The 16131-nt window shown below is 36.1% G+C and carries 15 protein-coding genes; 3 read left to right on the plus strand and 12 right to left on the minus strand.

Annotated features, from left to right (window positions below; translation table 11 throughout):
- Positions 1-5: 5 nt before the first annotated feature.
- Complete coding sequence (locus BLQ56_RS00860) at positions 6-653, plus strand: acetoin utilization AcuB family protein (RefSeq protein ID WP_090849240.1); 648 nt, start codon at positions 6-8, stop codon at positions 651-653.
- Positions 646-1803, plus strand: coding sequence for an acetoin utilization protein AcuC (locus BLQ56_RS00865; protein ID WP_090849242.1), 1158 nt, complete (start codon positions 646-648; stop codon positions 1801-1803). Before BLQ56_RS00860 ends, BLQ56_RS00865 begins: the two co-directional genes overlap by 8 nt.
- An 84-nt stretch (positions 1804-1887) precedes the next feature.
- On the opposite strand, the gene ccpA is transcribed toward BLQ56_RS00865, so the two are convergent.
- The 5 genes from ccpA to BLQ56_RS00890 form a co-directional block, all read right to left on the minus strand.
- Entirely contained in the window at positions 1888-2892 is a 1005-nt protein-coding gene (gene ccpA, locus BLQ56_RS00870; RefSeq protein ID WP_090849244.1) for a catabolite control protein A, read from the minus strand.
- Between the two features lie 381 nt (positions 2893-3273).
- Positions 3274-4350, minus strand: a complete 1077-nt coding sequence (locus BLQ56_RS00875; RefSeq protein WP_090849246.1) for a bifunctional 3-deoxy-7-phosphoheptulonate synthase/chorismate mutase — start codon at positions 4348-4350, stop codon at positions 3274-3276.
- 307 nt (positions 4351-4657) lie between these two features.
- A complete protein-coding gene (gene ytxJ, locus BLQ56_RS00880; protein ID WP_090849248.1) occupies positions 4658-4984 on the minus strand; it encodes a bacillithiol system redox-active protein YtxJ in 327 nt (108 codons plus the stop codon).
- Between the two features lie 65 nt (positions 4985-5049).
- Positions 5050-5532 carry a YtxH domain-containing protein gene (locus BLQ56_RS00885; protein WP_090849250.1) on the minus strand — a complete coding sequence of 161 codons (483 nt, stop codon included), beginning with the start codon at positions 5530-5532 and terminating at the stop codon, positions 5050-5052.
- A gap of 54 nt (positions 5533-5586) precedes the next feature.
- Positions 5587-6036, minus strand: a complete 450-nt coding sequence (locus tag BLQ56_RS00890; RefSeq protein ID WP_090849251.1) for a DUF948 domain-containing protein — start codon at positions 6034-6036, stop codon at positions 5587-5589.
- A gap of 290 nt (positions 6037-6326) precedes the next feature.
- Here BLQ56_RS00890 and BLQ56_RS00895 point away from each other — a divergent pair, with 290 nt between their 5' ends.
- Positions 6327-7442 (plus strand): aminopeptidase, encoded by a 1116-nt coding sequence (locus BLQ56_RS00895; protein ID WP_090849253.1) that lies wholly within the window; start codon positions 6327-6329, stop codon positions 7440-7442.
- Between the two features lie 99 nt (positions 7443-7541).
- Here BLQ56_RS00895 and murC read toward each other — a convergent pair whose 3' ends face one another.
- The 7 genes from murC to BLQ56_RS00930 all read right to left on the minus strand — a co-directional run bounded on the left by murC (position 7542) and on the right by BLQ56_RS00930 (position 16108).
- Entirely contained in the window at positions 7542-8840 is a 1299-nt protein-coding gene (gene murC / locus BLQ56_RS00900; protein WP_090849254.1) for a UDP-N-acetylmuramate--L-alanine ligase, read from the minus strand.
- Between the two features lie 551 nt (positions 8841-9391).
- A complete protein-coding gene (locus BLQ56_RS00905) occupies positions 9392-10513 on the minus strand; it encodes a nicotinate phosphoribosyltransferase (protein ID WP_090850015.1) in 1122 nt (373 codons plus the stop codon).
- 33 nt (positions 10514-10546) lie between these two features.
- Positions 10547-13045 (minus strand): DNA translocase FtsK, encoded by a 2499-nt coding sequence (locus BLQ56_RS00910; RefSeq protein ID WP_090849255.1) that lies wholly within the window; start codon positions 13043-13045, stop codon positions 10547-10549.
- A gap of 229 nt (positions 13046-13274) precedes the next feature.
- Positions 13275-14090, minus strand: coding sequence for a DUF1444 domain-containing protein (locus BLQ56_RS00915; RefSeq protein ID WP_090850017.1), 816 nt, complete (start codon positions 14088-14090; stop codon positions 13275-13277).
- Between the two features lie 23 nt (positions 14091-14113).
- A complete protein-coding gene (locus BLQ56_RS00920; RefSeq protein WP_090849256.1) occupies positions 14114-14446 on the minus strand; it encodes a thioredoxin family protein in 333 nt (110 codons plus the stop codon).
- A gap of 5 nt (positions 14447-14451) precedes the next feature.
- Positions 14452-15465 (minus strand): PTS sugar transporter subunit IIC, encoded by a 1014-nt coding sequence (locus BLQ56_RS00925; protein ID WP_090849257.1) that lies wholly within the window; start codon positions 15463-15465, stop codon positions 14452-14454.
- A gap of 142 nt (positions 15466-15607) precedes the next feature.
- Complete coding sequence (locus BLQ56_RS00930) at positions 15608-16108, minus strand: hypothetical protein (RefSeq protein WP_090849258.1); 501 nt, start codon at positions 16106-16108, stop codon at positions 15608-15610.
- Positions 16109-16131 lie beyond the last annotated feature (23 nt).

Raw genomic sequence — 16131 nt, forward strand, 5'->3', positions numbered from 1 at the left:
ATACCATGATATTAGAAGATATTATGAAAAAAAGCGTGATAGCCGTCTCTCCTTTGGAACCGATAAAATCTGCTCTTTCTCTCATGAATCAGCATCATATAAGACACATCCCTATTATTGATAGTAATCAGAAGATTGTAGGGATAATCAGTGACCGTGATATCCGGGATGTCAGTCCCTCTATTTTCCATCAGGATGAGCACTTGGAAGACCTTGAAAAACCTGTTCAAACGATAATGACTAAAGATGTAATCACAGGTCATCCAATGGATTTTGTTGAAGAAGCAGCTGTCATCTTTTTTGACCATAAAATTGGTTGCCTACCTATAGAAAAGGATAATAAGCTCGTTGGAATCGTGACAGAAACAGACATATTGTATACACTTGTTCAGCTTACCGGAGCACATCAGCCAAGTTCACACTTAGAAATTAGAGTGGCAAATCAAACTGGAGTGCTTGCTGACGTTGCGGTCATTTTAAAAAAATTCAATATTAATATTGCAAGTGTGCTTATTTATCCTGAACAAGACGTCCGATATAAGATTCTAGTGTTCAGGGTTCAAACAATGGATACAACCAGAATCGTTTCAGAATTGAAAAAGAATGGCTATACTGTTTTATGGCCTAGTGACCAGGAGTTTTTACATGAGTAAGTCTTCCGTTTTTATTTATTCAGAACTTTTTTCAACGTATAAATTTAACGATACACATCCGTTTAATCAATTGAGAGTTCAATTAACCTATGACCTTCTAAAAAGCGTGGATGCACTGAATGATTCTATGATCGTTACTCCCCGTATTGCCAACGATGATGAGCTTTCACTTTTACATGATCCGAAATATATTGAGGCAGTGAAACTCGCAAGTAAAGGGGATTTAGCTTTAGATATTGCTGCAAATTATGGACTTGGAACTGAAGATACACCTATTTTCCCCAACATGCATGAAGCAAGTTCCTTACTAGTAGGTGCAACACTAACTGCAGTTGACTTTGTGATGAATGGCAATGCAACTCATGCTCTAAGTATTGGCGGTGGACTTCATCATGGATTTCGCGGAAAAGCGTCAGGCTTTTGTATTTATAATGACAGTGCAGTGGCCATCAAGTATATTCAACAAAAATATCAAGCTCGGGTGTTATATGTAGATACAGATGCTCATCACGGAGATGGTGTTCAGTGGGCTTTTTATGATGACCCTACCGTTTGTACCTTCTCGATTCATGAAACTGGCAGATACCTTTTTCCTGGAACAGGCAATGTAAATGAACGGGGATCAGGTAAAGGGTATGGCTATTCTTTTAATATTCCTTTGGATGCATTTACTGAGGATGAGTCATGGTTAGATGCTTATACTACCGGTCTAACAGAAGTAATAAAATTCTTTAAGCCTGATGTAATTCTAACTCAAAATGGAGTTGATTCACATTACTACGACCCCTTAACACATCTATCTACAACAATGAAAATATATCGTGAAATCCCTAGACTCGCACATCAATTAGCACATGAATACTGTAATGGGAGATGGATTGCTGTTGGTGGGGGTGGCTATGACATATGGAGAGTTGTCCCAAGAGCTTGGTCATTAATTTGGCTTGAGATGACAGAACAAATGACTAAAATTGAAAGTCAGCTACCAGAGGATTGGATTAACAAATGGCAAAGCCAAGCTCCAGTCACTATTCCAAAATTTTGGGATGACCCAATCAATTTATATCAACCTATCCCACGCAAACAAGAAATCACTGAAAAAAATGCGAATACAGTTTCGAAAGCACTATTTACTATAAGAAATAATTAAAGTGTCGTAGTGTTTTGATATGTATAAAAAGGAGGCTATCCCAATGGTTAATGGGTAGCCTCCTGATTTTACAAAGCATTTGTATTATTCCTTTTCAATCATTGATTGACGATATTCAATTCGATGAGGTAACTCGACGATATGATTTTCAACGATTTCTTTGTTCATAAACTTTGTTAATAGTCTCATGGCTACTGCCCCGATATCATACATTGGTTGAACAACCGTTGTAAGACGTGGTCGCACCATAGTTGCAAGTCGAGTATTATCAAAGCCTATAATTTCAACATCCCCAGGAACAGAAATTCCCATATCTGTTGCACCATGGATTACACCAAGAGCCATTTCATCTGTGCTAACAAAAACAGCAGAAGGCCTATCAGAAAGTTCTTGAATCTTTTCGAATGCTTCCATTCCAGATTCATAACTATAATCACCTTCAACCACAAACTCTTCAACAAACGTTAAACCAGCTTCCTCAAGGGCGCGACGATATCCAGCAAATTTTTCCACACCCACTTGTTCCTCAACTGGTCCAGAAACAAATGCAATCTTCTTATGGCCCTTTTGAATTAACGCTGCTATAGCGTCATATGCTGCTTGCTCATAATTTATTGTAACAGAAGGAATCTTTTTACTACCTTCTATTGACGCAGCTAACACAATTGGAGCTGGTGATCTTTCAAACTCATATACATGCTCTTCAGTTATATTACCGCCCATAAACACAATTCCATCTACCTGTTTACCAAGCATTGTATTTAAAAGATGTAATTCCTTTTCTTTATTTTGATCAGAATTACTTAGGATAATATTATATTTATACATGGTTGCAATATCTTCGATTCCACGTGCTAATTCTGAATAAAAGATACTTGAAATATCCGGAATAATAACACCAACAGTTGTTGTTTTTTTGCTAGCTAAGCCACGTGCTACCGCATTTGGACGATATCCTAATCGATCAATCGCCTCTAACACTTTTTTCCTTGTTGTCGGTTTAACATTTGGATTTCCGTTAACTACGCGTGAAACAGTTGCCATGGAAACATTGGCTTCTCTTGCTACATCATATATTGTGACATTCATCGACAACACTCCTTATACGTACATTCAATATTTATTAGTATGAGTATATATAGTCATAATCATTACTTATTTGGCCTACTTGTTGATTTTATTCATAAAGAAACTTTACCTTTATGTCAAATTTTCATACTTTATGTATGTAATCATACGACACAATACCCGTTATCGCAACGACTTTACATACATTTTGTGAAAAACTTTCAATATATTGGGCTATTTTTTAGTGTAAGCGTTTAATCACACTCTTTTAAAAGTAGAAGCTCATTACTACTCAGTTTCCAGATTGATTATTTACATGAGACCTCTCGTCATCTTAATTCTTTGAGATTTTTGATTTTCTCCACAAAAAAAAGCTGACATTTGATTGTCAGCTTTTTACTGTTATGCTTTAACAGCAGCTAATTTTTTTAATTGAGTAATGTATTCATTGAATTGATCAAAATCCATTTGCTGTGCAGAATCTGAAAGAGCTACCGCTGGATCTGGATGAACCTCTGCCATAACGCCGTCTGCACCAATCGCAAGTGCTGCTTTTGCACACGGAATTAATAGATCACGTCTACCAGTTGAATGTGTAACATCAACCATAACCGGTAAATGTGTTTCTTGCTTTAAGATCGGAACAGCAGAAATATCAAGCGTGTTTCTTGTCGCTCTTTCATATGTTCTAATTCCACGTTCACAAAGAATAATTTGACCATTTCCTTGTGAGATAATATATTCAGCTGCATTAATAAATTCATCAAGTGTTGCAGCTAAACCTCTTTTTAATAATACTGGTTTGTTAACCTGACCTGCAGCTTTAAGTAAATCAAAGTTTTGCATATTCCGAGCACCAATTTGAATGACATCAATATAGTCAATTGCCTTTTCAATGTCTGCAGGGTTGACGATTTCACTAATCGTAGCCATATCATACTCATCAGCTACACGCTTTAGTATTTTTAATCCTTCTAAACCAAGTCCTTGGAAATCATATGGTGAAGTTCTAGGTTTATATGCACCACCACGAAGTAGCTTTAACCCTTGAGATTTAGCAACAGCTGCTACTGCTGCAACTTGTTCATAGCTTTCCACAGCACATGGGCCAACTACAAAGTATTGACTTCCGTCCCCAATTTTTTCACCTTTAATGTCTACAATCGTATTTTCAGGCTTTTTCTTCCTAGATACTAGAAGAGCCTTTCGGTGATCATCCTTTTGAAGCTCAAGACCTGCTTTGAAAATTTCTTTAAAAATATGTTGTAATGTAGATGTTTCAAACGGTCCATTATTATTTTCATTGATTAAATTTAACATATGACGTTCACGCACTGGGTCGTATTGATTAACACCCTGTACCTCTTTAGCTTTACCGATTTCTTGAACTAGGTGTGCTCGCTCATTGATTAAATCTAATAATTTTAAATTAATTTCATCTACTTTGTCACGAAGTATATCAAGTTCCGCGTTACTCATCTCTCTCATCCTCTCTCAACTTTAAAACATGTGATTATCTTTGATTAGGCTTATTATAAAACATAAAGTAATGATTGTCACTAAGAAACTTTAACATTTAAACGCTTTTAAGCGATAAAGTATTATAAATGATTCTAAATCATTAAAAATATTAGTGTATTTTGAATATAGTACATGATAAAGCCTATGTAAGCAAGGAGAATATGTCTATTAGATCTTGTTAGTTTACTCAGTATATAGAAAAACGTGCAAAAAAACTGTTCCCTTTATATGCCCGGCGTTGCACAGTAAGGAACAGTTCTTTTTATTATGCCATTATTTCTGCTAAAGAAGTTTTCGTTATTTTCCAATGTGAAGCATTCCAAGAAACTGAATTATTTTCAAACACTAAAGCCTGTGGTGATTCATGTTTAACTCCATATTCATCGGCTATGTAGTTTGATAATGGTCTAGCTTCTTGAACATATAAATAATATGATTTCACTTCAGGATTTTCCTTCATAAATGCTTCATATTCATCAAATGCTGCCAGACTAACCGGACAAGTTAAACTATGTTTGATCAACAAAACTTTTTCATTTTGCTGCACAACTTCTGCAAATTCTTCAACTGTTTCAATTTTCACTTGTGTCATTTTACTTCTCCTTTGTACGAAAAAAGAGAGGTGAAGTAAATTCCACCTCCTTCTCGTCTTAGTGATTATTTATTTTCAGCATCTTCCAACGCTTTTTGTGTTTCTGCTAGTTTTCGTTGAAATTCCTCTGTCCCACTGATTGTAGAATTAACTGCTTCTTCAGTAGCCTCCTGGACAGTTTCTTGAGCAGTGTCAACTGCCTCTTTTGCTTCCTCAGCTGTTTTATTACTATAATCTTTCACCTTATTATAAATCTGTGACGATTGCTCTGATACAACATTAGTCAGGTGTGCTGATTTTTCTTTCGCCACTTCTGTTAAGTGTGCCGTTTTCTCTTTAGCCACCTCAGCAATGCCTGTTCCTTTGTCAATTGCGGTATTTTTTAATTGGTCAGTTTTTTCTTTGACTACACTCGCCTGTTCAGTTAAATTTTCACGAAGCTCTTTTCCAGATTTTGGAGTTAAAAATAACGCAGTTGCTGCTCCAATAACTCCACCAATAATTGAACCGGTTAGAAAATCCTTGCCACTCATACCTTTTTTACCCATTGTTGTTCATCCCCCTTAAAAATTTTAATTATATAAGTAATCTAGACCTGTATATTAATGGTCTACATCATTCTTATGCATTAATGGTTGTTTCTGTTTTTTATCTTTCCACATATCCCAAATATCTATTACAACATTCCCCCATTGAACGACCTGTGATACTTTCTCCTGATTTTTATGAAGCTGATATGTAACTGATTCTGAAACCTCTTGAATCGAACCGTTGAACTTTTGAATTGAGACACCAACATCTTTGACAGCGTCAACTACAGGATTTAAACTTTCAGATTTCTTTTGTAAATCGTCAGCTAGAAGGTTTGTTTTTTGTAAAAGAACTGCTGTTTCCGATGTAATGCCTTTCATTTGTTGTTCAAGACCTGATAAGGTACCAGCAACTTGATTTAAAGTTAGCTGCAACGATTTCAATGTTTTTCCTAAGTATATGACAAGGACCAAGAATGCCAAAGCAACAATGGCCACACTTATGTATACGATTATGATCATGATTTACACCCCCTCTTTAATGATACATTAATTCTTTACCCTAGAAAATGCAATTCAAAACCTATAGCCTTCAATATTTTTTAATTCTTTTTTCTTTGTGAGTATTTTGATTCATTTTATATGATTTGACTAAACAGGTTTATATTTAACTTCGACATAAGTTCTATCAACTCCTCCCCTCTATTTAAATGTCTTGTTACTAGCCTATAAATCCGACCTATTATTAAACAATTATCACAGATTAGGTTACAATATACAGGTATCTTATTTTAGTAGATGGAGGCTTTTTGATGAAAGATAATCGCATAGAAACTTTGGCAAGAAATTTAATAAATTATTCTGTACGCCTACAAAAAGGGGAAAAAGTATTAATTGAGAATTTCGGTCTACAGCGTGAGCTAGTAACGGCATTAGTAAATGAAGCATACAAAGCAGGGGGCTATCCCTTTGTGTTACTGAAAGACCATCAGGTAGACCGCGCATTACTTCTCGGGGCTCAGGAAGAACAATTTAATATGATTGCTGAGTATGAAGCAAATGTAATGAGTAATATGGATGCATACATTGGGTTACGTTCAGGTGATAACATTAATGAACTTGCAGATGTACCAGATGATAAAATGAAGATTTCTGGAAATACCATTGGTAAAAAGGTACATAGGGATATAAGAGTTCCAAAAACAAAATGGGTTGTGTTACGTTATCCAACTTCTTCAATGGCTCAATTGGCAAAGATGAGTACAGAAGGGTTTGAAGATTTCTACTTTAATGTATGTAATTTAGATTATGGAAAAATGAGTGAGGCAATGGATTCACTTGTTGAACTTATGAATAAAACTGATAAAGTTCGGATTACTGGTCCTGGTACTGATTTACAGTTTTCAATTAAGGACATTCCAGCAATCAAGTGTGCTGGCCAAATGAATATTCCAGATGGAGAGGTTTATACAGCACCAGTTAGAGATTCTGTTAACGGGACAATTACTTATAACACTCCATCACCATATCAAGGATTTACATTTGAGAACGTGAAGCTCACTTTCAAAGATGGAAAAATTATTGAAGCAACAGCCAACGATACTGAAAGAATCACAAAGATATTTGATACGGATGAAGGCGCAAGATTTATTGGAGAATTCGCAATTGGAGTAAATCCTTATATTCTTCACCCAATGCAAGATATTCTTTTCGATGAAAAAATTGATGGTAGTTTCCACTTTACACCTGGCCAGTGCTATGACGATGCATTTAACGGTAACTCGTCAAATATTCACTGGGATATGGTAAACATCCAACGTCCTGAGTATGGTGGCGGAGAAATGTATTTTGATGATGTCTTAATTCGAAAAGATGGCAGATTTGTCATAAGTGAATTAGAAAAGTTAAATCCTGAAAACTTAAAATAATTTGGGGGTGCCAGGCACCGCAAACGGGACAGAATTTGTCCCACAAAAAAAAGAGGATTAAGTCGATTTTCAACCGATTTAATCCTCTTCTTGTTTTCACTATATTAATACATTTTCATAAGCTTCTTGAAACTTTTGAATATCTCCTGCACCCATAAAGATTAATACACTGTTATCATGCTGCTTAAGCACAGCAGTGTCAGCTTCATCAATAAGTGATGCATTTCCAATCTTATCTTTTAAATCTTGAATTGAAAGTTTGCCATGGTTTTCTCTTGCTGAACCGAATATATCACAAAGATACACTTTATCAGCATTACTCAAGCTTGAAGCAAATTCATTTAAGAATGTAAGAGTTCTCGTAAAAGTATGGGGTTGAAACACGGCGACAATTTCTCTTTCTGGATACTTTTGTCTAGCAGCTTCTATTGTAGCGTTAATCTCAGTAGGATGATGGGCATAATCATCTATTAAGATTTGTCCCCCTATCTTCTTCTCAGAGAACCTTCTCTTTACACCTTGGAATGTGTCTAGTCGTTCTTGAATAATCGATACATCAATATTTTCATATTGACATAATGCAATGACAGCTAATGCATTCAATACATTATGATCTCCATAGCCTCTAATTGAGAACGAAGCATAAAAAGTATTACGAACAAAAACATCAAAAGTTGAACCTTCAGTTGTTTTATTTACGTTTCTTGCTTGAAAGTCATTATCTTCAGCAAATCCATAAAAAACAACTGGAACATTTGCACGGATACTTTGAAGATGTTCATCATCACCACATGCAATAATTCCTTTTTTAACTTGTAATGCCATTTCTTGAAACGCACTAAAAACATCTTCAACATTTGCGAAATAATCAGGATGATCAAAATCAATATTGGTCATAATCGCATAATCAGGATGGTAGCTTAGAAAGTGGCGTCGGTATTCACAAGCTTCAAAAACAAAGTACTTATTATTTTCCGCACCTTGACCTGAACCATCTCCGATTAAATATGAAGTTGGTTCCGCTCCTTGCATAACATGAGCTAAAAGGCCGGTTGTTGATGTTTTTCCATGTGAACCAGTTACGCCGATACTTGTATATTTTTGCATGAAATCACCTAAGAAACGGTGATATCTTACCACTGGAATTCCTAGCTCTGTAGCAGCGCTTATTTCTTCATGTGTATCTGGGAAAGCATTACCTGCAATAACAATTTGATTTGATGTAATATTGTCTTTGCTAAATGGAAGGATTCGTATGCCACGTTCCTCTAAAGGTTTTTGGGTAAAGAAGCGCTTTTCTACATCTGATCCTTGTACTTCAAAATTCATATCATGAAGTACTTGAGCTAAAGAACTCATGCCAGTGCCCTTAATGCCAACAAAATGGTAAACTGTCATATAAAGAACCTCCAACAATCGTCTATCTGTAAACAGTATATGATATTCATCTATTTTTGCTAATTTGAACTCATATGATGGGGATGATTACATAAAATGCTAGTTGTTATGTTATTGTTACTGTTGGCTTATTACTCAACGATTATGTATTCATTTTCCAACAGCCAAAACTAATAAAAATCACTAAAAAGATAAGGCATCAATCAACCCGCATTTTTTCATTATAGCATTAATTAAATCTGGTGACTACGTATATTATAACTAGGTAAAATTTCTTAAAGACACTCTGTGATACAATGGGGATTTTCATTCGCTGAGCCGCAGGCTGAATACACTCCGCGTTCGGCGGGTGACCAGTGAGCCTACTCGTCGCTCATGCTCCTGTGGTCTCACTTTGGCCACTGGTCCCGCTGGAGTCTACGTGTATTCAGCCTGCTTGTATAACTTCCATTTCAATGTTTTATGACCTAAACAAAAACTATGAGAAAACAGCCTTTACAAAAAGGCCTTATAAAAAAAACTGGTGGAATGTTTCCACCAGTAGTTTCTCCCTATTTGCTGTATTGTATTAATTCATGTTCAACTATTTCTAGTTTTGGATTGGGACGGTATTTCCTTCCGGCTTTGGCACTTGGTTGACCATTTAATATGACATTGTCACCTGTGAAACCGATATTTATCTTTAATAAGCTACCACCTACACCATACATATCTACTGGTGCATGTGCTTCTTCAAATTCTGTAATACGTTTTTCATTAAAGCCACCACTCACCACTATTTTTACATGAGAAAAACCTTCTGAATCCAAAGCTTCTCTCAAGGCAAAAATAAGCTGAGCGTTTACTCCTCTTGGATCAAATGTTCCCATAAGTTCAGGATGACGAATAAAATGCTGATCAATCATGGTTCTTGATGTATCTACACGGACCGCCTTAAGCTTATCACCGAATTCTCTAGCAACTTTTAGGGCATCTTCTATACAATCGTTATTATAATCAACAAGAACGATTAACTCATCTTCTGGGAATCTTGCATGATATGCCTTAGCAGCTTCAACAATATCACCATCAAACAGTTGAATTAAAGCATGTGGCATTGTGCCCATCCCCTTCTTGCCCCACCATTCACTCATAGCATGAGTTGCCTGCGCAGTGGAGCCTCCTATAAATGCAGCATATCCGTCACCAGCTTGTTGAGTGTAATGATCATCACGATCCCCCATAAAAATAACTGGCTTCTGAACACCAGATACTTTTGCTGCCTTGACCACATTATAGACATTGGTTGAAACCGAGGTTCTTCTTGAAAAGATCCCATCAATAATTCCTTCTAAATATCCGAAGTTTTGATAAGGTCCTGTAATAGTCAAAACTGTTTCAAATGGAGTAATCTTGTCTCCATCCTTTAACGAATGAATTTCTAATTTCTCAGGTTCATCTGCAAAGGTATGAATTAATGCAATTACTTCATCTGTACCACATAATACAGCATGCTCTTTTTGAAAAAATTGCATCGTAATAATATTATCAGCCTTGAAGGCTTTTGTGATTTCTTTCGTTTTAAGGAAATATACGGCTGAAAACCATCCATCCTTAATTCTTTCATCGAATTTAAACGTTTCGTTTGTTAAACGTTTAATGTGTCCCTTGAGCTTTAATTCAATCTCTTTCATCAAAACAGTTCCCTTCTTATGTCCATGTAAATCTTAATTCTCTTGTAAACTATTCAATTCATCCTCTGAAATAAGAATTTCTCTTGGCTTACTTCCACGTGCCTCTGATATTATCCCTTGATCTTCCATCATATCAATTAATCTCGCGGCTCTATTATAGCCGATTCTAAATCTTCTTTGTACACTTGATGTGGATGCTCCACCTTGTTCAAAAACAAATTCGCATGCTTCTGGAAATAACTCATCATCATCACCTGACATATTCGAGTGTTTCTTAATTAATTCATCCTGTTCAAATAAATAAGACGGTTTTACCTCTTTTTTTACATGTGAGACAACCAGCTCAATTTCTTCGTCAGAAACGAAATTCCCTTGCACTCGCTTAGGTTTTGATGACCCATTCTCAAGAAATAGCATATCACCTTTTCCTAATAGTTTTTCAGCACCACTAGAATCAATAATGGTTCTAGAATCTACTTGTGAGGAAACTGAGAACGCTATTCTAGTAGGAATATTAGCTTTTATTAATCCAGTAATGACATCAACAGAAGGCCTCTGGGTTGCAAGAATTAAATGAATACCGCAAGCCCTAGCTTTCTGAGCAATACGACAGATCGCTTCTTCAACATCTCCAGGTGCAACCATCATTAAATCAGCAAGTTCATCAATAATGATTACTAGATATGGTAGTCTGCCACTTAGCTCCTGATGCTTGTCCACCAATTCGTTATAACGGGAAATGTCACGTACACCTGAGTGTGCAAACAGTTCATATCTTCTTTCCATTTCCTCAACTGCCCATTTTAACGCCGCAGTCGCAGCCTTTACATCTGTAATAACTGGACTAACTAGATGTGGAATGTGGTTATAAGGTGCCAATTCTACCATTTTAGGATCAATTAATAATAACTTGACTTCATGTGGGGCAGCTTTGTACATCAAACTTACAAGCATTGTATTTATACAAACACTTTTCCCTGAGCCTGTTGCTCCAGCGATAAGTCCGTGAGGCATTTTATTTAAATCAGTAATGATTGGATTTCCAGAGATATCAAGACCTAATGCAACAGTTAATGGTGAAGAACTATTTCTAAACTCCTGGCTATTAACAATTTCATGAAGGAATACTGGTTTGCTTACCTTATTTGGCACTTCGATTCCGATTGTGTTCTTACCTGGAATCGGTGCTTCAATTCGAATTTCTTTAGCTGATAAATTTAACTTAATATCGTCAGACAGATTCGTAATCTTATTAACTTTAACTCCAGGTTCAGGCTGTACTTCAAATCTCGTTACAGCAGGACCTTGGGTCACATTTACAACTTGCGCTCTCACTTTAAAGCTCTTTAATGCTTCATCTAAAAGCTCTCGCTGGTCTTCTACCCAATTTTCATCTTCTTCATGACCGACAATTTGTTGATTCAAATAAGATAAGGAAGGGAATGTATATCCTGAATGATTATCCGGAGTATCCGTTAACGCTTTTTGAGTAGATTCATTATTCTTAGCAATACCCTGCTGGACATTTGTATCTTCTCTGGACAGAGGACCTACACTTCTCTGGACTTGCTGTGTTTGCACAGCCTGTTCAGTCGTTTCTTGATATTCTGACTGAAATACTGGTGCTTCCTGATCTCTTACTTCTTGTTGTTTTTTTCGATCCTGCTTTAACATCAGTACATTGAATGGAATCGGTCTTCCACTTCTTACATTTCTAGGAGGATCGCTTTGTTCTACTTCCTCAGCTATATTGTCCTCATTTTCTATTTCAACTACAGACTCCGTTACCAGCTCTTGATCTACTGCTTGTGCACGTTCATCTTCATTTCGTATAGGGATAAGTGGTTGATCTTCAACGAATTTGTGAACATTTATATTCTCTTGAGCTTCCGGCGGTTCCATTTCAATAGGAAGTTCATCCTCTTGCTCTTTTATATCTTCATCTATTTGAAGTTTATTTAATAAATCACTTATGTCTACTGTCTTAGCAGATTCGTTAGTTGAAATGAGGGTCTCAGCTTGAGCATCCTGGTGGGCATTTTCAAATTCTTTTTCGATAGTAACCGATGTTTCCTCCAATCCATTTCTAAACACTGGTAATTGTTGTCTAAGATTACTATTATCTATTGAGGGAAGTTCAAATTCGATTACACTTTCCTCTTTCGCTAATCTAGTAACCGGTGGTTTAAAGCCATGTACCGCCGAAGGAATCTCAGTAGGACGGAATGGTTTCTTCTTCTTCTCTTGTTCACTAGTTGAATGTTGTTTCTCTTGTTTAGGTTTGAGACGGATTGGCTGCTGGCCAACTGTATGTTCTTGTCGACTAGTTCTTTTTGATTTAGTGCGGTCATCGTTCCCGTCAGGTATGATAGGGAATTTAAATTGACCTTTTGGATACTGATATGTGACCTTTGTATCAATATTTTTATGAGGTATTCTCTTGTTTTGATGTGTGGTATTTGTTAAGGGTACATCATCATTCTCAATTTCTTCCTCGTTAAACAATCCCTTTAATTTCTTAAACCATTTCATGTAATCACTCTTTCATTTCTTCTACTTCGTCACTTACTATCTTATTGTAACAATAAATCATAGAATTTGAAGTAAAAATTAAATAAGAAAAGCGCAGACGCCGAAAACTGCGCTAAAACTCTTATCCTTTCATAAAAACGGAAAAATACCAGGTACGCTTATTTAATATCTAGCACCTAGAACTAAGTCTAGAATTCTAAATACTTGATAAACGTAACTGGTATATTTATTAATTGTTCCTTTGACCTCTGCTTACCGGTCTATTTTTTCCAAGGATGAAAATGGGCTCAAGCTTACCATTCTCATAAATAAATGATAGGGCAGTAATTGGCACTCTACCATTTGCAAAGAAACTCATCGTCATTTGTGCGAGAACATCATAGCCCGTATCATTTCGTATATCTGCTATAATTAGCACATCTTGATGTGGAACAGCTACTGCCATATTGCCTTCTATTTGTTGGCTTATCTTTTGTAGAAAATGATCATTTAGAATTCGACTCGCATCATATCCATCATTTTTATTTAAAAAATAAAACGTATTGCCAGCGACAATATCTTCTTTCAACGTATAGTCTAATGACCTCATATTAAACTGAGCAATTTCTTTTATACGATCAAGTTCCCATTTTTCTTTTTCAATAATGTTTTGATCGATTAACCGGTAAGTTGTCCCCAAATCTAAAGCATAATAGATTCGTGTTTCCGCGGTATGCTCTTCGAATATGAGGGCAATCCCCTCATTTGATTCGGTTGGAAACGAGGTGGATCGGATGACAGGAAATATTTGTTTCTCCTTGCCTCTTAACTCCAACTCTTTATTCATAACCGTTAAGGATTCTTCAATATAATAGACGATCTCATCAATGGCTTTTTCCTTTTCAACATGCCATTTTGAAATAACACTTGGTATCGTTAAGTTCATTCCTTTTTTTGTTGTGCGGTCCTCAATTCTCAAAGAGTCCTTTTCACGATCATAGGTGAACGACCACTCATCTCTTTTGAGTCGGTCTTCTAAAATCATTCTCATTTTTTTACTGTCCATCTTCATTTTCTTACCCTCCCATTCTAAAGAAATGATCGTTTGTTGTACAAACCTTTTAAAAACTCAACGATTTCTTCTTTTGTTTTTCTGTCTTTACTTACAAATCTCCCCAACTCCTGCCCTTTATCAAAGGCAACAAAACTTGGGATTCCATAGATTTCTAGGCTTTGACAAAGTTCAATAAATTGATCACGATCTACATAATAAAATTGAAACTCATTAAACTCTTCCTCAATCTCAGGTAAGATTGGTTCAATTACTCTGCAATCCGGGCACCAGTCAGCCGAAAACATAAGGACTACTTTTTCGGTTTGTAACAATTCTTCATATTGTGAAAGATTCTCAAGTTTTTTCATATCATTTAGCCCCCAGTTTTTATTTTCATATCACCATATTTTATCCAACCTTTTTTTCTCATCCACTCGGATAATACCAAACTTATCACTGCAGGGCTAATAATATGCAACAAAAGGACTTTCCAAAAAATATCAAATGTAAATCCATTGCTTGTAAATGTCATGATTTGCCCTACAAGACCACTGGTCCCCATACCTGCTCCTTCAGCAACATTCGTTAATTCGAAGTAAACTGTACTGAATGGAGCCAAAATCATCCCAGCTATTGTAGGAGGAATCAAAATGAGAGGATTTTTGATGATATTCGCTACTTGAAGCATCGAAGTTCCAATACCTTGAGCAATAAATCCACCAAATCCGTTTTCCCGATAACTACTTACTGCAAATCCTATCATTTGAGCACAGCATCCAATTGTAGCTGCACCTGCAGCAATACCGTGCAAATCAAGCATCAATGCAATGGCTGCACTTGATATTGGAGCAGTTAATGCCCATCCCATTAGTACAGCCACTAGTATACCCATCACAAATGGTCGCTGTTCTGTGGACCACATGATCACTTCTCCAAAACTTTTTAAAACGAATTGAATGGAAGGACCGAGTGTTTTCGCTGTAAGAAAACCAATAAATATGGTCGTGAAAGGAGTAACAATAATATCAATTTTGGTTTCATTGCTAATCGCTTTACCTACTTCTGTCGAAATCAAAGCCGCAAGATAACTACCAGCTGGACCACCAAGTGATGCACCAGCTGCACCACTAATGATTGCTGAAAACAGGACAAGTGGTGGAGCCTTCAAGCCATATGCAACTGCTGCACCTATTGCAGGACCAACCAAACTCATTGCAAGACTTCCCATATCAGTAAGAAACACAAAACCTAATTGCTTTCCAATTGTATTAATAATTAAACCTATGATTAAGGATGAAAATAATCCTAAAGCCATAAAGCTTAATGCTTCAATAAAATAAACCTTTGGTGAAAGCGTTACTCCCTTTTTATTAAGAAATGATCTCACTATTAATCCCTACCTCTTAAAAGACTTTTTTTCAATTCTTCTACTATTATGTACGGTAATACATTTATTAAAGCAAATAGCGCTAACTGATCTAAGAATCTAGAACCTTCTAGACAATTATTAATCAGGAAGCGCTATTATGTTAATAATCAACAGATGAAACAATTTGCATCATTTTCTCTGCATTTTCTTCTATCTTGTTAAGTTTAGTAACGGTTGTCATTTTCACTCCACCGATCCCAATCGATAGCTGGTAGCTATCCTCCTCAACCTCTTCAACTTTTATATAGCCAAATCGCTTATCATCTTTAAAGGTTTCATTTAATAAGTCACTCTCTGTTTGTGCAACAGTTGACTGATATAGCTCTTCACTGCTTTTTTCTTCATTAGGGTTCACAAAAAGAATAAATAATTGCTTGCCTTTTTGAAGAATAAGATTATTTTCTTCTACAGTTTCTTCTTTCATATCACTCGGTAAGAAATATGAAAATGTTGTTTCGGTTTGATTTGGTTCAATTGGATCTGCTTTAAAAGCTTCCTCAGTTGTTGTTTCTGTTTCTTTGATCACTTCATCAACCGAAGCAGAGCAACCTACCAAAAGTCCTATTAAGATCATATAGGAAATTATACCTTTTTTCACCATTTTCTCACTTTCCCCTTTGCAAT

Source organism: Litchfieldia salsa (genome assembly GCF_900104555.1).
In the GTDB taxonomy this organism is placed as follows: domain Bacteria; phylum Bacillota; class Bacilli; order Bacillales; family Bacillaceae_L; genus Litchfieldia; species Litchfieldia salsa.